The sequence below is a fragment of the Halobellus sp. H-GB7 genome (genome assembly GCF_030848585.1).
In the GTDB taxonomy this organism is placed as follows: Archaea; Halobacteriota; Halobacteria; order Halobacteriales; family Haloferacaceae; genus Haloquadratum; species Haloquadratum inordinatus.
Genome location: NZ_JAVDDW010000005.1, coordinates 17,561 through 35,493 on the forward strand (window position 1 = coordinate 17,561; position 17,933 = coordinate 35,493).

At 66.7% G+C, this 17,933-nt stretch carries 24 protein-coding genes; 18 read left to right on the plus strand and 6 right to left on the minus strand.

Annotation, left to right across the window (positions count from 1 at the left end; genetic code table 11):
- Positions 1–73 precede the first annotated feature (73 nt).
- The 8 genes from RBH22_RS10380 (at position 74) to RBH22_RS10415 (ending at position 6,096) form a co-directional block, all read left to right on the plus strand.
- The gene (locus tag RBH22_RS10380; protein WP_306677432.1) at positions 74–1,138 is read left to right on the plus strand and encodes a M20/M25/M40 family metallo-hydrolase; all 1,065 of its coding nucleotides are present in this window, start codon (positions 74–76) and stop codon (positions 1,136–1,138) included.
- Between the two features lie 122 nt (positions 1,139–1,260).
- The gene (locus RBH22_RS10385; protein ID WP_256545491.1) at positions 1,261–1,740 is read left to right on the plus strand and encodes a 50S ribosomal protein L11; all 480 of its coding nucleotides are present in this window, start codon (positions 1,261–1,263) and stop codon (positions 1,738–1,740) included.
- A 350-nt stretch (positions 1,741–2,090) separates the two neighbouring features.
- Positions 2,091–2,729, plus strand: a complete 639-nt coding sequence (locus tag RBH22_RS10390; protein WP_121569377.1) for a 50S ribosomal protein L1 — start codon at positions 2,091–2,093, stop codon at positions 2,727–2,729.
- A complete protein-coding gene (locus RBH22_RS10395) occupies positions 2,726–3,778 on the plus strand; it encodes a 50S ribosomal protein L10 (protein WP_256289673.1) in 1,053 nt (350 codons plus the stop codon). The genes RBH22_RS10390 and RBH22_RS10395 overlap by 4 nt, the downstream gene beginning before the upstream one ends.
- An 18-nt stretch (positions 3,779–3,796) precedes the next feature.
- Complete coding sequence (gene rpl12p, locus RBH22_RS10400; protein ID WP_256289674.1) at positions 3,797–4,135, plus strand: 50S ribosomal protein P1; 339 nt, start codon at positions 3,797–3,799, stop codon at positions 4,133–4,135.
- Between the two features lie 188 nt (positions 4,136–4,323).
- Positions 4,324–5,601: a tripartite tricarboxylate transporter permease gene (locus tag RBH22_RS10405; protein ID WP_306677433.1), complete on the plus strand. Its 1,278-nt coding sequence runs from the start codon at positions 4,324–4,326 to the stop codon at positions 5,599–5,601.
- Between the two features lie 45 nt (positions 5,602–5,646).
- The gene (locus tag RBH22_RS10410; protein WP_081927459.1) at positions 5,647–5,826 is read left to right on the plus strand and encodes an HVO_2753 family zinc finger protein; all 180 of its coding nucleotides are present in this window, start codon (positions 5,647–5,649) and stop codon (positions 5,824–5,826) included.
- A gap of 3 nt (positions 5,827–5,829) precedes the next feature.
- A complete protein-coding gene (locus RBH22_RS10415) occupies positions 5,830–6,096 on the plus strand; it encodes an elongation factor 1-beta (RefSeq protein ID WP_256289676.1) in 267 nt (88 codons plus the stop codon).
- Between the two features lie 15 nt (positions 6,097–6,111).
- Here RBH22_RS10415 and RBH22_RS10420 read toward each other — a convergent pair whose 3' ends face one another.
- Complete coding sequence (locus tag RBH22_RS10420) at positions 6,112–6,396, minus strand: hypothetical protein (RefSeq protein WP_256545495.1); 285 nt, start codon at positions 6,394–6,396, stop codon at positions 6,112–6,114.
- Positions 6,397–6,544: 148 nt separating this feature from the next.
- Between RBH22_RS10420 and RBH22_RS10425 the strand changes: the two genes are divergently transcribed.
- The 8 genes from RBH22_RS10425 (at position 6,545) to RBH22_RS10460 (ending at position 12,992) form a co-directional block, all read left to right on the plus strand.
- A complete protein-coding gene (locus RBH22_RS10425; protein WP_121569383.1) occupies positions 6,545–6,835 on the plus strand; it encodes a 50S ribosomal protein L21e in 291 nt (96 codons plus the stop codon).
- 12 nt (positions 6,836–6,847) lie between these two features.
- Complete coding sequence (locus RBH22_RS10430; protein WP_121569384.1) at positions 6,848–7,204, plus strand: RNA polymerase Rpb4 family protein; 357 nt, start codon at positions 6,848–6,850, stop codon at positions 7,202–7,204.
- 157 nt (positions 7,205–7,361) lie between these two features.
- Positions 7,362–7,913 carry a DUF655 domain-containing protein gene (locus RBH22_RS10435; RefSeq protein WP_306677522.1) on the plus strand — a complete coding sequence of 184 codons (552 nt, stop codon included), beginning with the start codon at positions 7,362–7,364 and terminating at the stop codon, positions 7,911–7,913.
- Between the two features lie 185 nt (positions 7,914–8,098).
- The gene (locus tag RBH22_RS10440) at positions 8,099–8,965 is read left to right on the plus strand and encodes a 16S ribosomal RNA methyltransferase A (RefSeq protein ID WP_256545496.1); all 867 of its coding nucleotides are present in this window, start codon (positions 8,099–8,101) and stop codon (positions 8,963–8,965) included.
- Between the two features lies 1 nt (position 8,966).
- Positions 8,967–10,172 (plus strand): mechanosensitive ion channel family protein, encoded by a 1,206-nt coding sequence (locus tag RBH22_RS10445; protein WP_306677434.1) that lies wholly within the window; start codon positions 8,967–8,969, stop codon positions 10,170–10,172.
- Complete coding sequence (locus tag RBH22_RS10450; protein ID WP_306677435.1) at positions 10,169–10,858, plus strand: HemK2/MTQ2 family protein methyltransferase; 690 nt, start codon at positions 10,169–10,171, stop codon at positions 10,856–10,858. Before RBH22_RS10445 ends, RBH22_RS10450 begins: the two co-directional genes overlap by 4 nt.
- A 59-nt stretch (positions 10,859–10,917) precedes the next feature.
- The gene (locus RBH22_RS10455; RefSeq protein WP_306677436.1) at positions 10,918–11,931 is read left to right on the plus strand and encodes a 5-methyltetrahydropteroyltriglutamate--homocysteine methyltransferase; all 1,014 of its coding nucleotides are present in this window, start codon (positions 10,918–10,920) and stop codon (positions 11,929–11,931) included.
- Complete coding sequence (locus RBH22_RS10460) at positions 11,928–12,992, plus strand: methionine synthase (RefSeq protein WP_256545500.1); 1,065 nt, start codon at positions 11,928–11,930, stop codon at positions 12,990–12,992. The genes RBH22_RS10455 and RBH22_RS10460 overlap by 4 nt, the downstream gene beginning before the upstream one ends.
- A gap of 103 nt (positions 12,993–13,095) precedes the next feature.
- On the opposite strand, the gene RBH22_RS10465 is transcribed toward RBH22_RS10460, so the two are convergent.
- From RBH22_RS10465 to rpl7ae, 5 genes are all read right to left on the minus strand, one after another.
- A complete protein-coding gene (locus RBH22_RS10465; RefSeq protein ID WP_306677437.1) occupies positions 13,096–13,377 on the minus strand; it encodes a hypothetical protein in 282 nt (93 codons plus the stop codon).
- A gap of 148 nt (positions 13,378–13,525) precedes the next feature.
- On the minus strand, positions 13,526–13,990 hold the full coding sequence (gene ndk / locus RBH22_RS10470) for a nucleoside-diphosphate kinase (RefSeq protein WP_121569390.1): 465 nt from the start codon (positions 13,988–13,990) through the stop codon (positions 13,526–13,528).
- Positions 13,987–14,178, minus strand: a complete 192-nt coding sequence (locus tag RBH22_RS10475) for a 50S ribosomal protein L24e (RefSeq protein ID WP_306677438.1) — start codon at positions 14,176–14,178, stop codon at positions 13,987–13,989. Before RBH22_RS10475 ends, ndk begins: the two co-directional genes overlap by 4 nt.
- A 3-nt stretch (positions 14,179–14,181) precedes the next feature.
- A complete protein-coding gene (locus RBH22_RS10480; RefSeq protein ID WP_049986948.1) occupies positions 14,182–14,406 on the minus strand; it encodes a 30S ribosomal protein S28e in 225 nt (74 codons plus the stop codon).
- 6 nt (positions 14,407–14,412) lie between these two features.
- Positions 14,413–14,775 carry a 50S ribosomal protein L7Ae gene (gene rpl7ae / locus RBH22_RS10485; RefSeq protein ID WP_121559418.1) on the minus strand — a complete coding sequence of 121 codons (363 nt, stop codon included), beginning with the start codon at positions 14,773–14,775 and terminating at the stop codon, positions 14,413–14,415.
- Positions 14,776–15,060: 285 nt separating this feature from the next.
- Here rpl7ae and tmcA point away from each other — a divergent pair, with 285 nt between their 5' ends.
- Together tmcA and RBH22_RS10495 are read left to right on the plus strand one after the other, a co-directional pair.
- On the plus strand, positions 15,061–17,355 hold the full coding sequence (gene tmcA, locus RBH22_RS10490; RefSeq protein ID WP_306677439.1) for a tRNA(Met) cytidine acetyltransferase TmcA: 2,295 nt from the start codon (positions 15,061–15,063) through the stop codon (positions 17,353–17,355).
- A 51-nt stretch (positions 17,356–17,406) separates the two neighbouring features.
- Complete coding sequence (locus RBH22_RS10495; protein ID WP_256289687.1) at positions 17,407–17,886, plus strand: DUF456 domain-containing protein; 480 nt, start codon at positions 17,407–17,409, stop codon at positions 17,884–17,886.
- The last annotated feature ends 47 nt before the right edge of the window (positions 17,887–17,933 follow it).

Consider the following 17,933-nt stretch of genomic DNA (forward strand, 5'->3'; position numbering starts at 1 on the left):
CCGTTGTGGGGATGGGTCCGAGAGCGAGACCGAGAGCCGGTGGTTTCAGGTGTCAGGCAATCGGAGCAGGCCTATGGACGACGATAAACACGCATTTCTGACGGATCTGCTGACGACGCCCAGTCCCTCGGGATTCGAGGCGGTCGGGCAGCGAGTGTGGCTCGACTACGTGCGCCAGTTCGCCGACGAGGTCTGGACCGACGAGTACGGCAACGCCGTCGCGGTCCACGAGAGTAGCGAGGACGCCGACGTCTCCATTGCGTTCACCGGCCACGCCGACGAGATCGGCTACATCGTCCGCGACATCACCGAGGACGGCTTCCTCCGGATCGGCGCGATCGGGGGCGCAGATCGGACGGTGTCGAAGGGCCAGCACGTTACCGTCCACGCCGAGACCCCCGTCGCCGGCGTCATTGGGCAGACAGCGATCCACCTGCGCGATTACGAGGGCGAGGAGTACGACGACATCGACGAGCAGTTCGTCGACGTCGGGGCCGACGGCGAGGACGAGGCGCACGACCTCGTCGAAGTCGGCGATCCAGTGACCGTCGAAACGCGCGTCCGCCCGCTCCACGGGACGCGACTCGCCGCGCGCGGAATGGACAACCGCGTCGGAATCTGGGCCGCCGCCGAGGCGCTTCGCTCGGCCGCCGGAGCCGACGTCGACGCGACAGTCTACGCCGTGAGTACGGTCCAGGAGGAAGTCGGCGTCCAGGGGGCGAAGATGGTCGGGTTCGACCTCGACCCCGACGCGGCTATCGCCGTCGACGTGACGCACGCGACCGACAACCCCGATATCCCGGGCAAACGCACCGGTCCCGTCGAACTCGGCGCGGGACCGGTCGTCTCCCGCGGCAGCGCGAACCACCCGTCGCTCGTCGACCTCGCTCGCGACGCCGCCGAAGACGCCGACGTCGACGTGCAACTTCAGGCGACCGGGACCCGAACGGGGACCGACGCCGACGCGTTCTACACCGCTCGCAGCGGCATCCCCGCGCTGAACGTCGGGATCCCCAACCGCTATATGCACACGCCCGTCGAAGTCGTCGACACCGAAGACCTCGACGCCGTCGGCGAACTTCTCGGGGCGATGGCAGCTGCGGCCGTCGACGCCGCGCCGTTCGGTCTCGACCTGTGAGCCGTCGGGGAGCACCGGCGGTCGATCGTCCGCTGGGCGGAGAACGAGCGGCGTGTCGTACCCTCACACGGCCGTTCGGGCGAAAGAAAACCGTTAAAAGTCGCCGCAGGGTGTTGTGAGGTATGGCTGGAACTATCGAAGTACTCGTTCCCGGCGGGGAGGCGAACCCTGGTCCGCCGCTCGGTCCGGAACTCGGACCGACTCCTGTGAACGTGCAGGACGTCGTCCAGCAGATCAACGACGAGACGGCTGCGTTCGACGGGATGGAAGTCCCGATCACCGTCGAGTACGAGGACGACGGCTCCTTTACGATCTCTGTCGGCGTTCCGCCGACGGCCGAACTCGTCAAGGACGAGGCCGGCTTCGAGACCGGATCGGGTGAACCCCAGGAGAACTTCGTCGCCGATCTGACCGTCGAACAGGTGAAGAAGATCGCAGAGCAGAAGTCCTCTGACCTGCTCTCGTACGACTCGTTCAACGCCGCGAAGGAGGTCGTCGGTACGTGTACCTCCCTCGGCGTCACGATCGAGGGCAACGATCCGCGCGAGTTCAAAGAGCGGATGGAAGACGGCGAGTACGACGACGTCTTCGCCGACGAGTAACTCGCGGTTCAGACTCCCCCGACGGAATCGGGCACGGTGCGTTGTTGCCGTGACCCCACTCACTGCGGACGCCTTTCTCTCTGCGGTTCGATCGGTCGCGAGCGGCGCGTCTCTCGACGCCCGACCGTCGCCACAGGACCGTCGGGCGACCGCCGCATCGGAACCGGTGCGGCCGCGTTCCACCGTGTCGACTATTCCCACGAATACGGGGTTTCGCGCCCGAAAACGGCCGGTACGTGGGATCTGCTTCGACGGACTTAAGTCCGCCATTCCCGTTCGATTCGACGAGACAGGCAGACGCCTGTTTCACTGACCCGTAGGAGCAATCCTGCGTACTACGGAGGTGAATAATGGCAGATACGATAGTTGACGCAGTCTCTCGCGCACTCGACGAGGCACCCCCACGGAACTTCCGTGAGACGGTAGACCTCGCCGTTAATCTGCGCGATCTCGACCTTAACGACCCGTCGAAACGTGTCGACGAGTCTGTGGTTCTGCCCAGCGGCACGGGCCAGGAGACACAGATCGTCGTGTTCGCGAGCGGTGAAACCGCGCTCCGAGCCGAGGAGGCCGCCGACCAAGTTCTGGACGGCGACGACCTCGAAGAACTCGGAGACGACACCGACGCGGCAAAAGACCTCGCCGACGAGACCGACTTCTTCGTGGCCGAAGCCAGTATGATGCAGGACATCGGCCGCTTCCTGGGGACGGTTCTCGGTCCGCGCGGTAAGATGCCGACGCCGCTCCAGCCGGACGACGACGTCGTCGAGACAGTGAACCGAATGAAGAACACGGTGCAACTCCGCTCCCGCGATCGCCGGACGTTCCACACCCGCGTGGGTGCACAGGATATGGACTCCGAGGAGATCGCGGACAACATCGACGTCATCATCCGTCGTCTGGAGGCGAACCTCGAGAAGGGTCCCCTCAACATCGATTCGATGTACGTGAAGACGACGATGGGACCGTCCGTGGAGGTGCCCGCATGAGCGAGAGCGCATCCGCCCGACGAACGGAGACGATCCCCGAGTGGAAGCGCGAGGAAGTCGCCGAACTCGTCGAGTTCCTCGAGCGTTACCAGTCGGTCGGCGTCGTCGACGTCGCCGGCATCCCGAGCCGCCAGCTACAGAGTATGCGGCGCGACCTTCACGGCAGCGCCGAACTGCGGATGAGCCGCAACACGCTCGCTGTTCGCGCGCTCGAAGACGTCGACGACGGCCTCGAAGAACTCGTCGAGTACGTCTCGGGCCAGGTGGCGCTCGTCGGCACCAACGACAACCCGTTCGGGCTCTACAAACAGCTCGAAGCGTCGAAGACGCCCGCACCGATCAGTGCCGGCGAAGTCGCGCCCAACGACATCGTCATCCCCGAGGGTGACACGGGCGTCGACCCCGGTCCGTTCGTGGGCGAGCTGCAGCAGGTCGGCGCCGCCGCGCGCATTATGGACGGTTCGATCCAGGTCACCGAGGACTCGAAAGTCCTCGAAGCCGGCGAACCCGTCTCCGAAGAACTCGAAGGCGTGCTCTCCGAGCTCGGTATCGAGCCGAAGGAGGTCGGTCTCGACCTCCGCGGCGTCTTCTCCGAAGGCGTCCTCTTCGAGCCGGACGAACTCGCGATCGACGTCGACGAGTACCGCGCGGACATCGAGTCCGCCGCTGCCGCCGCACGGAACCTCGCGGTCAACGCGACGATCCCGACGGCGCAGTCCACGCCGACGCTACTCGCGAAGGCCGCTGGCGACGCGAAGGCCCTCGGGCTCTTCGCCGCCATCGAGGACCCCGACGTGCTGCCTGACCTCGTCGCGAAAGCCGACGCCCAGGTCCGCACGCTCGCGGCGCAGATCGACGACGACGAGGCACTCCCGGAGGAACTCCGGGGGGTCGAGGCGCCCGCACCGGCTGCCGAGGAGGCGGCCGAAGCGGACGCAGAAGAGGAATCGGCCGACGAAGACACTGACGAACAAGAAGCCGACGCCGACGACACCGACGACGACGATGACGACGACGGTGCCGAAGGACTCGGTGCGATGTTCGGATAACACACGAGGTATACGACAATGGAATACGTTTACGCAGCTCTCATCCTGAACGAATCGGGCGAAGAGATCAACGAAGACAACGTCACCGCAGTTCTCGACGCCGCTGGCGTCGACGTCGAAGAGTCCCGCGTGAAGGCGCTCGTCGCCGCACTAGAGGACGTCGACATCGAGGAGGCCGTCGAGACGGCCGCCGCCGCACCCGCACCCGCTACGGGCGGCGCCGCTGGCGGCGAGCCCGCGGCCGCTGACGAGGGCGACGAAGAGGAAGAAGCCGAAGAGGAAGCCGAGGAAGCAGCCGACGAAGAAGAAGAGGACGAAGAGGCCTCCGGCGAGGGTCTCGGCAACCTCTTCGGTTAATTCCGACACGCCCAAAGCCGACGACGCCGACCGTCCGATCCGGACGTCGCGCCGACTCGTCTTTCGATCCGATTTCTTTCGACGCTCCCGCGTGAGCGACAGCGCTCCGTCGCAGTCTCCAGACTCCCGCCATCAGCGTCCCGCTCGACACGAACGTTCAAATACGAGGCCGGGGCCACTCCGTCGCGATGGCGACGCCGACAACGATACTCGCGTACGCGTGTCTGGGCGTGGGACTCGGCGCGCTCACCGGACTCGTCCCGGGACTCCACGTCAACAGCGTCGCGTTCGTCCTCGTCGGCGTCGCACCGAGCATCGACGGACCGCCGGCCGCCGTCGGCGCGGCGGTTCTCGCGGCCGGCGTCGTGCACACGTTCCTCTCGGTCGTCCCCGGACTTGTGCTCGGCGTCCCGGACGCCGCGACCGCACCGGGAGCGCTCCCCGGACATCGACTCGTGCTGGCCGGTCGCGGCCGCGAGGCGATCCGGCTCTCCGCGCTCGGGAGCAGTATCGCGCTCCTCGTCGCTGTCGGGGTCGCGCTTCCGCTGTCGCACGTCGTCGCCGGCGGCCGCGAGTGGTTGCTCGCCGCCCTCCCAGTGCTACTCGCGGGCGTCACTGCGCTGCTCGTCCTCGCCGAGCCGACGCGTCGGAGTCGGCTGGGTGCCCTCCTCTGTGTCGCACTCGCAACCGGACTGGGACTTCTGACGCTCGATCTCCCCGTGTCGGGGCCGCTGTCACCCGACGGAGCGGCGTCGATGCTCGCTCCGCTGTTCGGCGGATTGTTCGGCGCGCCGGTGCTACTGGACGCGCTGGACGCGCACGGGTCGATCCCGCCACAGGACGGCGTGACGCTCGGACTGTCGCGGCTCGAAGCACTCCGGGCCGGCCTCGCGGGCGTCGGCGGGGGCGCGCTCGTCGGATATCTCCCCGGCGTCTCCGCGGGTGTCGCAGCAGTCCTCGCCCTCGGTGGTTCCGGAGGGAGCGGGCCGGCGGGCCGCGGCTCGGACCGGGCGTACGTCGTCGCCACGAGCGGGGCCGATACGGCGACAGCCGTGTTCGCGGTCGCGTCGCTGGCCGTCCTCGGCGCGCCGCGGAGCGGCGTCACCGTCGCGCTCACCTCGCTCGGCGTGGCGGGGCGGACGACGGCGACGAGTACGGGCGAAGCCGCGAGCGTCCCGTTCGGCCTCCTCGATATGCTGCTCGTGATCGCGCTGGCCGCGAGCCTCGGGATTGTGGTCCTCGTCACTCTCGGTGATCGGTATCTCCGTCTCGTGCGCGTGCTCCCGCGACGGCCGCTCGTCGTCGCCGTGCTCGGGCTGCTCGTCGCGCTGGCGTTCGGGTTCGGTGGCGTCCTCGGGGGCGCGGTGTTCTGTCTCGCAGCGCTCGTCGGATTGATACCGCCGCGCGTCGGCGCGCGACGCGTGCACCTGATGAACGTGCTCCTCGGCCCGATCGTTCTCGGATGAGCGGGAAAGACAACCGTTAAAAGTCGCGGACGGGTGCTGTAGTGTATGAGCCAGTCCGAGCAGCGACACGCCCGGCAGTGCGTGTCCTGTGGCATCAACATCTCCGGCATGAGCGCGGCAACGTTCAACTGTCCGGACTGTGGCCACGAGATCTCGCGGTGTGCGAAGTGCCGAAAGCAGAGCAACCTCTATGAATGCCCCGACTGTGGGTTTATGGGACCCTGAACGATGGGAAAGGTAGCCGCTAAGATCAAGGTGATGCCGAACAGCCCCGAAATCGACCTCGACGAACTGCAGGAGCGACTCGAACAGTCGCTCCCCGAGGGCGCGAAGATCAACGGCTTCGAACGCGACGACGTCGCGTTCGGGCTGGTCGCGCTGCTCCCCACCGTGATCGTTCCCGACGACGCCGGCGGAACGGAAGCGGTCGAAGAAGCGTTCACCGACGTCGACGGCGTCGAAAGCGTCTCCGTCGAGAACGTCGGCCGAATCTAAAAGCGGCGACTGCGGTTACGCCTGCTTTCTCTCGTATCGCTGTAAGAAGAGAACACCGACCACTGGCGAGACGAGAAAGCCCAGCCCCAGCGCCACGAACAGGGGGACGGCACCGAAGTTGAGACTCGCCACGGCCGCGACGCCGAGCAGTGCTCCGAGGAGGATGCTCACGGCGACGCCCATCCCGAACTGTTCGAGACGCGAACTCGAGTCACTGTGCGACGATCCGTCGTCTCCATCGGTTAGCGCGGCATCGACCTCGTCGGGAAGCTGGCCGCCTGATGCGTATTGCTGTGCCATACCTGATATTACGACGGCCTCCGTTTTAGGTTTTGTCGGCGATTCCCAGCCTCACAGAAGCCCGTGCGATAGACCCAGAAACGGCACGGGCTCACGAGACGGGAACGTGCGTTTTATAACCGCGTCGAAAGTACTGACTCCAACGACTATGCCGAGTTCCAACGGTCCACTTCACGGAACGCGAGGAAAGCTCTCGAACAAGCCGCGCGACCGCGGGACGTCGCCGCCGCAGCGCGCGATCCAGGAGTACGACGAAGGTCAGAAGGTCCACCTGAAGATCGACCCGAGCGTGCGCGAAGGCCGCTTCCACCCGCGCTTCAACGGACACACGGGCGAGGTCGTCGGCAAACAGGGCCGCGCGTTCAAGGTCCAGATCGTCGACGGCGGCAAAGAGAAGACCCTCATCACTCGTCCCGCTCACCTGCGCGCCCAGGAGTAACACGCTCCGCCGATGACCATCTTCAAGGAAAAAGTCGACGAGGAGTATCTGACTGTCTCAGAAGTCAAAGCACTCCTCGAGGACGTCGAAGCCGAGCGTGCCGCGGACGAGGAGCGCGAACTCCAGTACGAACTGGCTCGCGCCGTCGAACACGTGAACCGGTTCGCCCACCTCGACCCCGAGGAGTCGCGTGAACTCGTCGAGGAACTACTCGAACTGGAGAAGGTCGACGCCCCGACGGCGATCAAGATCGCGGACCTCCTCCCGCAGAGCCGGGACGAACTCCGCGCAGTGTACGCACAGGAACGGTACGCCCTGAGCGGCGAGGAACTCGACGACGTGTTGAACGTCGTCGCGAAGTACGTCTAATCCGAGCAGACGGTTCGTCGCCGTCGGCCAACTATTTAAATAGGCCGTGGGCGTACGTCATCGTATGACCACGACCGAGAGCGGAGACGCCGACGACGCGAACGAGTCGGAAGGCGGCGACGACTCCGGCGCGCAGGGCGAGACGGACGCCGCAGCGATGCGCTATGCGGTCGTTCTCGATCACCTGCCGCACGGCCGTGCCGACGACGACCGCCCCCGACACCGAAAGTCTCCTCTCGCGTACGCGCTCGGTGAGCGCGATTTCCGTCTCTTCGAACTCACGCTGAGCGACGACGCCGACATTTCGATCGGCGACCGGGTCGTGATCGGCCCGACGGAAGCCCGCGACGCCGTCGAGGGGTTCAAAGAGGTGCGGTACGACGACATCTCGAACACGGCGAACGCCGAACTGGAGTACGCAATCGAGGAGATCGTCGACGCCAACGAGCAGCGCTTCGTCGACTTCTACAACGACGCCCAGCCGATCACGCTGCGGCTCCACCAACTCAACCTCCTGCCCGGCATCGGGAAGAAACTCCGCAACAACGTCCTCGATCAGCGCAAGCGCGGTCCCTTCGAGAGCTTCGAGGACGTCGAAGAACGGGTCTCGGGGCTCCACCGGCCGAAAGAGATCCTCGCCGAGCGGATTATGGAGGAACTCCGCGACGACGACCTGAAGTACAAGACGTTCGTCGGACGCGAATCGTAGCGCAGCGCCGTCGAGAGTCGTTCGGCGGCCGTCTACTTCCTACAGTAGCGTTTGCAAGTCTGCACGCACCGAATCGCACGCAGTCGTGCGATCGGTTGTGTAATCAGTTGCAAACGCTACTATAGTTCGAGTTGGGTAGACCACGAGCCGAGACGTTTACACGCGCCCGCCTGCAATCGACGCCAATGACAGATTCGACGCCCGACGCCGCGCCCGATCTTCGCGACCCCGACGAGTTGCGCCGTCGGGCCGGCGTGCGCGGCGACCCCGACCGCGATCAGCACTTCCTGATCGACGACCGGGTGCTCGATCGGATTCCGACGTATCTCCCCGAGGATGCGGATACGACACACATCCTCGAAATCGGCGGCGGGACCGGCGCGCTCACGGATCGCCTGCTCCGCGTCGCCGAGCGAGTCACCGTCGTCGAACGCGACCCCGCGCTCGCGGCGTTCCTCCGCGAGGAGTTCGAAGCCGACACCGAAGCCGGACGATTAGAAATCATCGAAGGCGACGCCCTGGAGGTCGAACTCCCGGAGTTCACCGCGTGCGTCGCGAATCTCCCGTACGGGATCTCCTCTGAGATCACCTTCCGACTGCTGCCGACGCAGCGCCCGCTGGTGTTGATGTTCCAGCGGGAGTTCGGCGAGCGGATGGCGGCCGAGCCCGGCACCGACGACTACGGCCGGCTGTCGGTCAGCGCCCAGCACTACGCGGACGTCGAAGTCGTCGAGATCGTGCCGCCGGAGGCGTTCGACCCCGCGCCGGCCGTCGAGAGTGCGATCGTCCGCCTCCAGCCCCGAGAACCGGACTACGAAGTCACAGACGAGGCGTTCTTCTTCGACTTCGTGAAGGCGCTTTTCACCCAGCGGCGCAAGACGATCCGAAACGGCATCCGCAACACCGCGCACATCTCGGGGCTGTCCGACCCCGAGGCCGTCGTCGACGCCGTCGAAGACGTCGACGAGGACCTGCTCCGCGCCCGGGCAGGGTCGCTCTCGCCCGCGGCGTTCGCAGAACTGACCGCCATCGCCGACGAACACGGCCGCTGAGGTGTCTCACGTGGGACCCCTCCTCGCACTGCAGATCTTCTCCGACGGGGTCGGCAGTACGCTCGCTGGTCTCCCGCAACTCGTCCCGTCGACCGCCGGTCGAATCGCCGTCACGTTCGCCATCGGCGTCGCGGTGATGGCACTGCTCGCACGGACGGAGTGGCTCCACGCGATCGAGCCCGAACAGATCCCACAGACGCTGTGGCACGTCTTCGTAACGTTCGGCACGATGATCCTGGCGCTGACGGGCGGCGTCGCGATCGTCGCCGTGTGGGGGCTTTCGGCGGAACTGCTCGGCGTTTTCGGCGACAACTACGGTCCGGAGACCCTCGTCCGGATCGGCATCTCGCTGCTGTTCCTGATCGGTGCGTACACGATGACGGGGCTCGTCCGACAGCTCATCGAGGAGATCGCCGAGACGCGGTCCTCACTCGGTGAGCACGAGCGCGAGATCGCGTTCCGGATCGGGCAGGTCACGCTGTATCTCCTGGCGTTCACGATCGTGCTCTCGCTGTGGCGGGTGAACGTCGGCGGCATCCTCGTCGGGGCGGGATTCCTCGGGATCGTCGTCGGTATGGCCGCCCGACAGACGCTCGGGGCGCTCATCGCCGGGTTCGTGCTGATGTTCTCGCGCCCCTTCGAGATCGGCGATTGGATCCAGGTCGGCGAGCACGAGGGGATCGTCACCGACATCACGATCGTCAACACCCGGATCCAGACGTTCGACGGCGAGTACGTGATGATCCCCAACGACGTCGTCTCCTCGGAGAGCCTCGTCAACCGGAGCCGGAAGGGACGGCTCCGCATCGAAGTCGAGGTCGGCGTCGACTACGACGCCGATCCTGAACGGGCTGCCAAAGTCGCACAGAAGGCGGTGTCGAGGCTCGACGATCCGATGAGCGTGCCGACGCCGCAGGTCGTGCTCAAGCGACTCGGCGACTCCGCGGTCGTCCTCGGCGTCCGGTACTGGATCGACAATCCGAGCGCGCGTCGGAAGTGGCGCTCACAGACCGCGGTCATCGGCGCGGTCAAGGAAGCGCTCGAAGCCGAGGGCATCAAGATCCCGTTCCCGCAGCGCGAACTCACCGGCCGGGAGGAGGCCGGCGGCTTCGTCCTCGCGGGTGACGACACGGGCGCCGAAGCAGCATCGAGCGAGGAGCAAGCGCCGCCGGCGGAAGCGGCGAGCGACGGGGGTGAGTCGTCGTGAGCGAGGAGACGAAGCAGGACCTCGCGGATCGGCGCGGGATGGAAACGAAAGTCTACCAGCCCGCAGAGGACTCCGGGCTCCTCGCCGCCGCCGTCGAAGCGCGTGGCCGCGGGCGGTTCCTGGAGGTTGGTACCGGCTCGGGGTGGGTCGCCGAACAGGCGGCCCGCGAGGTCGACGCCGTGACCGACGTCGTCGCGAGCGACCTCAGCCCGCACGCCTGTCGGGCGGCGCGTCGTAGGGCACTCGGTGACCGCGGTGGCGACGCGGACGAGAGTGAACAGTCTGCGATCGACGGCCGCGACGCCGCCACCTTCGACGTGGTGCGCGGGAACCTCGTCGAACCGTTCGCCGACGGTGCGTTCGACACAGTCGCGTTCAATCCGCCGTATCTCCCAACCGATCCCGAAAACGAGTGGGACGACTGGATGGAGCAGGCGCTCTCGGGCGGGGAGTCCGGCCGAGAACTCGTCGATCCGTTCCTCGACACCGTCGGTCGCGTCCTCGCACCCGGCGGCGTCGTCCTGTTGCTCGTGAGTTCGCTCACGGGATACAATGCTGTGATCGACCGCGCGGAAGCGTGCGGCTTCGCCCACGAGGTCGTCGTCGAGGAGTCTTATCCGTTCGAGTCGCTCTCGGTGGTCGCGCTGACACAGACGGAATCCGATTCCGCACCCGATTCCGAATAACCAGCACGCATTTTCTGCTTTAGCAAATATTAAGCCGCGGCATTTCGTAGCGTCTGTCGATGACAGAACTCGTAGCGACGACGCCCGGCCTGTTCCCGCTGCCGGACTGGGCGAAGTCGGACCTATCGGACCTCAAAGGACACCAGAAAGGCGATCTAATCTCCGGCGACGAGTCCGAAGCGATCGTCTCCGCGTACGAAAACGCGCGGTCGGAAGTCGTCGACGACCAACTCGACGCCGGCCTCGACCGCGCCGTCGAGGGACAGCTCCGCTGGGACGATATGATCGCACACCCCCTCACGGTCCACGACAACGTCGAGACCGGTGGCATCGTCCGCTACTACGACAACAACAACTTCTATCGCGACCCGCGCGTCGTCGACGACCTGACTCCCTCCGGTGACGTTGCGGCCGAATTAGAGCAGGCGTCCGAACTGCTCGACGATGCCGCACCGCTGCAGGCGGTTCTTCCCGGCCCGTACTCGCTCGCGGATCTGGCGACCGACGAACACTACGGCGACGCGGAGACGTTCCTCTCGGCCATCGCGGAGTTCCTCGGCGGCGAAGTCGAGGCGTTCCCCGAGCACGAGACCCTGTTCCTCTTAGAGCCCTCGCTCGTGGAGTCCGCACCCGATGACGACCTCGCGGTGGCCGTCCCCGAAGCTATCGACGCCGTCGCGGGCGCGACCGACGCCGACGTCGTCGTCCACACGTACTTCGGCGCGCTCGACGAGAAGACCTACGCGCACCTGCTGGACGCGGACGTCTCGGCGGTCGGCCTCGACGTCGTCGCCGGCGACCGCGAACAGACAGTCTACAACGCCAGCGAGTACGGCGTCACCGACGACGTCGCGCTCGGCCTCTCGGACGGGCAGAACACGCTCGTCGAATCGCCCGAGACGCTCCGCGAACGCGTCGAGTGGTTCGAAGAGCAGCTTCCTGCGACCGACTTCGAGACCGTGTATCTGAGTACGAACACCGAGCCGTTCTATCTACCCGTGAACAAACACCAAGAGAAACTCGCCGCCCTCGCTGCGGCCGCCGACCTCGACGCGGAGGTGGCTGCGGAATGACGCGTCACGCCGACAACCGCGAGCAGTTCCGCCCGGACGACCACGACGCCGATCACTTCCTCCTGACGACTGTCGTCGGGAGCTACCCCAAACCGAAGTGGCTCAACCGCGTGCGCGAACTCTCCGAGGACCCCGAATCGAAGTTCGACGCGGAGGACCTCGACGAAGCGCACGACGACGCGGCCCGCCTCATCACCGAGGAACACGAACGAGCGGGCCTCGACACCGTCGTCGACGGCGAGATGCGCCGCGAGGAGATGGTCGAGTACTTCGCCCACCGGATCCCCGGCTACGAGTTCAACGGCCCGGTGAAAGTGTGGGGACACAACTACTTCGACAAACCCTCGGTCGTCTCGGCGGTCGAGTACGACGAACCGTGGCTCGTCGACGAGTTCGAGTTCACCTCGAACGTCGCCACGAAGCCGGTGAAGGTTCCGATCACGGGGCCGTACACGCTCGCCCGCTGGTCGTTCAACGAGGCCTACGAGGACGAGGAAGCGCTCGCGTACGACCTCGCGGACCTCGTCAACGAGGAGATCGAGCAACTGGTCGACGCCGGCGCGCGCTACATCCAGATCGACGAACCCGCGCTGGCGACGACGCCGGACGACCACGCGATCGTCGGCGAGTCGCTCGAACGCATCGTCGACGGCATCTCCGAGGACGTCCGTATCGGGCTGCACGTCTGCTACGGCGACTACTCGCGGATCTACCCCGAGATCAACGACTTCCCGATCGACGAGTTCGACGTCGAACTCTGTAACGACGGCTACGAGCAGATCGACGTGTTCCAGGAGCCGGCGTTCGAGCCGGATCTCGCGCTCGGCGTCGTCGACGTTCACGACGCGGAAGTCGAATCCGTCGAGGAGATCAAGCGCAACATCAAACAGGGACTGAAGGTCGTCCCGCCGGAGCGACTCACCATCTCGCCGGACTGCGGCGTGAAGCTCCTGCCGCGTGAGGTCGCCTACCAGAAGATCGAGAATATGGTCCAGGCCGCCCGCGAAGTCGAGGCCGAACTCGACGCCGGCGAAATCGACGTGACTGCGCCGCAGGCGTAATCACAGCGGCTCTGTTCGACATTTTTCTTGCCACTGCGCGTCTACTGATTGCCCGGAGTGCCGGCTTCGGACGATAAAAACTCGCGATAGCGCTGGGACGGCGTTACTCGGCGTCTTCGGCCTCCGCGGCGTCCTCGTCGCTATCGCTACCGCACGTAGAGCCGTATTCGAGCGCGAGGACGACGCCGCCGGCGAGCGCCGAGAGCGCCGACTGTGCGCGCGTCGCCGAGACGTACCACTCGGAGGGTTCGAGATCTTCGGGGTTCTCGTAGCCCACGAGGACGAACCGCTCGGCGAGGTCGAGGACGCGGCGCGGGAACAGCGCCCCCACGAGGCCGAAGATCATCGTCGATGCCGCCATCAGTTTCGTACACGTACTACGCATAGCCGCGGCTAGGAACTGGTGAAAAAAGAGGGACGCGGTCGCTCCCAGTCGGTGAGAGCCGCGCGGGGCAGTCGGGCGGGGCCGACCGCGAAGCACCGCTGGCGAGCGCAGAAAGCGAGAGCGAGAGAGAAAGACGCGTGTGGCCGCGTTATTCGTACAGCCAGGCCGCGTCGATCCGCTCGTAGTCGAGCAGTTCGTCCTCGTCGAAGAAGAGGTCGATCTCGCGTTCGTTCGCACCCTCGTCCTCGTGGTCCGAGGCGTGGATGACGTTGCGACCGAGGTCGAGGCCGAAGTCGCCGCGGATCGTACCGGGGTCGGACTCGGCGGGGTCGGTCTCGCCGACCATCGATCGGACCTGACGGGTCGCGTCCGCGCCTTCCCAGACCATCGCGAAGACCGGACCGGAGGTGATGAACTCGACGAGGTCGTCGAAGAACGGCTTGTCCTCGTGTTCACCGTAGTGGTCGTGTGCGAGGTCCTGGTCGATCTGGATGAACTTCCCGCCGACGAGCTTCAGACCGCGCTCTTCGAAGCGGGAGACGATCTCCCCGATCAGCCCGCGCTGGACGCCGTCGGGCTTGACCATCACGAAGGTGCGCTCGTCGTTGCTCACTGTTCGCCCTCGGCGGCGCCACCTGCTTCGGTCCACTCCAGATCGCGGGGCTCGCGACCGAGACGGTAGTTCTTCTCGGCCTTCGAGTCCACGAAGTGGAGGATCGTTCCGTCGTTTTTCACGAGCATCGTGCCCGTGCCGGGTTCGATCTCCTCACCGGTGTAATCACACGTACGGGTTTCGACCATTGGTTATCGACCTCCGATGGAGTCGGCGTCGCGCTGCGTCTCGCGGAGCTGCAGGATGTCGCCCTCTCGGACGGGACCCAGGACGTTTCGGGTGATGATACGGCCCTGGTTCGAGCCCTCGCGGATGCGGCACTTGACCTGCATGGCCTCGCCGTGCATCCCTGTCTTGCCAACGATCTCGATGACCTCCGCGGACGTCGAGTCGCTGGCGGTCTCTTCTGCGCTCATCGTCGCTTACCGCAGTTCCTCGACCTTCGCGGCGATGTCTTCGACCTGACTCTGGGACTCGCCCGCGTCGACGATAGCGGCGGCGGCCGAGCCGACTTCGAGGCCGGCGGCCTGACCGACTTCATCCTGCGTCTCGATGAAGACGTAGGGGATGCCCTTCTCGTCTGCGAGTTCGGGCAGGTGCATCACGATCTCTTCGGGCGAGACGTCCTCGGCGACGAAGACGAGCTCGGCGGTGCCGCGCTCGACGGCTTTGGTCGTCTCGTTGGTTCCTTTCTTTACTGTACCGGTATCTCGGGCGACCTCGAGGGCCTCGAGGGCGTCCTCTGCGAGGTCGGCTGGGACGTCGAATTCTACGTAAACTGGCATTGGTTGTTCACCTCTCCTGCTCGCGGGCTCGACTGCCCCGCCGGCGAGTGCCGAGGACAACGGTCCTCGAAAGCGGATTTCCCTGACGGCGAGGAGCATCATCAACCCCGGGCAGGCTGTACACCTGGATAACTCGGGATGCCATAAAAGCGCTTTCAATGGCGTCCTGCCGTGGCACGCCGCCACACGCGGTCCCCCGATTGGCGAGAGCCCGTTCGACTCGATGCGACTCGCCCCGCCGCGACCGAGCGCAATTCCCTTACTCACGCGTCCCAATTCCGGGATATGAACGTTGCCGCCCTCGCCGCGGACCTCCGCGCGGCAGCACGTCGGACCGGCCACCGACGCCTCCTCGTCCTCGCGGGCGATCGGGACGCCGGCATCGACGCCGCCTACGACGCCGTCGAGGGGGCCGAGATCCCTCCGTCGGAGACGACCATCGTCACAGCGCGGGAGGGGTTCAAATTCGACCGCGTGGACCCGAAGCAGGCGCGTGAACTCCTCGGGACGACGCGGACGGCCGTCGTCTGTGACGCCCACGAGTCGTTCTCGCCGAACGTCCTCGGACGACTCGTCGGCACTGTCGACGGCGGCGGCCTCTTTATCCTCCTCGCGCCGCCGCTCGACGCCTGGCCAGCGCGGCCGGGCTCTTTCGAGTCGTCCCTCGCAGTGCCACCGTACGACGTCGACGACGTCGGCGGACGGTTCCGCGAGCGCCTCGTCGCGACGCTCCGCGATCACCCAGGGGTCGCGATCGCCGACGTCGACGCCGGAACGATCGAACGCCGCGGCGCGGCCGACGACGACGCGCCGATCCGCTCGTCGCCGACGCCGCCGCGGGCCGGGACCCGCGTATTCCCGCCGGCGGCCTACGAGGCCTGTGTGACCACAGACCAGTCACGCGCACTCCACGCGCTGGAGGCATTAGCGCGGCGTGTAACAGACGAGAAGCAGGCCGTCGTCGTCGAAGCCGACCGCGGCCGTGGGAAATCGAGCGCGGCGGGCCTCGCGGGGGCGTCGCTCGCGGCGGCCGGACGCGACGTCCTCGTCACGGCGCCGGACCGGCGGAACGCCGCCGACGTGTTCGCGCGGGCGCGAGAGCTGTTCGCAGATCTCGATCTGCTCGCGTCCGAGGACGACTGGGATCTCCGAACGACGAACGGCGGTCGCGTCCGCTTCCGTTCGCCAGCTGAGGCGGCGACGCTCCCGGACGATCCCGACGTCGTCCTCGTCGACGAGGCCGCCGCGATCCCCGTCAGGCTTCTCTCGGCGTTCCTCGACGCGCCCTCGGTGGCGTTCTTCACGACCGTCCACGGATACGAAGGGGCCGGTCGGGGCTTCTCGGTGCGGTTCCGCGAGCAGTTGACCGCGGCCGACCACGACGTCGTCGACGTGTCACTCGGTGAGCCGATCCGATACGCGCCGAACGATCCCGTCGAGACGTGGGCGTTCCGCGCGCTGCTCTTGGACGCCCGCCCGCCGGTCGACGGGCTCGTCGCCGACGCGTCGCCCTCGTCGGTCACTTATCGGACACTCACGGCGGACGAACTCGCCGCCGACGAGCACCTGCTTCGGGAAGTGTTCGGGCTGCTCGTGCTCGCACACTACCGGACCGAGCCGGACGACCTCGCGCGCCTCCTGGACGCGCCGAACCTCCGGGTTCGCGTCCTCGAACACGCGGGACACGTCGTCAGCGTCGCGCTGCTCGCGCGGGAAGGCGGCCTCGATGCGGAGACGCGCCGTGCGATGTACGAGGGCGAGCGCGTCCGCGGGAATATGCTGCCGGACGTGTTCACGAGCCAACTCCGCGACGAGGACGCCGGCGTGGCCGTCGGCTACCGCATCGTTCGGATCGCGACTCACCACGCCGCGCGCTCGCGGGGACTCGGCTCGACGCTGCTGGCGGAGATCCGCGCCGAGTTCGAGGGTGCGGCGGACTACCTGGGCGTCGGCTACGGCGCGACACCGGAGTTGCTCTCCTTTTGGGCCGAGAACGGCTACGAGACGGTTCACCTCTCGACGACGCGAAACACGTCCAGCGGAGAGTACTCCGCGCTGATGCTCGACCCGCTTTCGGACGCGGGCAGCGCGCTCTGTGACCGTCACGCGAGGTGGTTCCGCGATCGGGTGCCCGACGTGCTCGTCGACCAACTTCGTGATGCCGACCCCGACGTCGTCCGGGGGACGCTCGCGGCCTGTTCGGTGGACGAGGAAGTCGGCCGAGGCACACCCGATCTCTCGGATCGCGAGTGGCGCGTCGTCGTCGGGGCCGCGTCGGGGCCCGGACAGTACGCCACTGCACCGGGGGCGTTCCGTCGGCTCGCGCTTCACGCACTCGTCGGTGGAGTGGCCGACGGCGATGGCGGACAGGCGGCTCGAACGCTGACCGCCCGAGAAGAGCGCCTGCTCGTCCGGAAAGTGTTGCAGGCCCAGCCCTGGGAAGTCGTCGCCGACGAGCTCGAATACGTCTCGACGCGTCAGTGTATGCGGGCGTTCGGCGCGGCCTGTGAGGCGCTCGTGGATCGGTACGGAGCTGGCATCGACGTTGTCGAGGCCGAGCGCGCGCGGTTCGAGGACTAGCGTTCCCGCTCGATCCGCCGCGTTCATCACCGTCGGCGACGACGTCTCCGTATGGAGCCGCTCACTTGGCTCGCGCTCGGCCTCGTCGCCCTCGGCGTCCTCGGCGCGGTGCTGCCGCTCGTTCCCGGCGGATTGCTCTCCGTCGTCGGCGTCCTCGTCTACTGGTGGTCGACCGGCTACGCGGAGCCGTCAGTCCTCCTCGTGGCCGTCCTGGTCGGCGTCGGCCTGCTTACGATGCTCGTCGACTACTTCGGCGGGGCGATCGCCGCGCGGGCCGGCGGGGCTTCGGCTCTCACGACGGCGGCGGCGGTGCTCGTCGGCCTCGTACTCCTCGTGGTCGCCGGCCCGATCGGGTTCGTGCTCGGGCTCGCAGCGACCGTCTTCGCCGTCGAGTTCGCCCAGCACGCCGACGCCGAGGCGGGACTCCGCGTGGCGCTGTACTCGACCGTCGGCGTGCTCGCCTCGACCGTCGTGCAGGTCGCGTTGACCGGCGCGGTCTTCGTCGCGCTCGCGCTCGTCGTCTTGCTTTGAGTTGCGCGCTACGACGACTTCGGGCCGGCCGGCAGCATTAGGAGTCG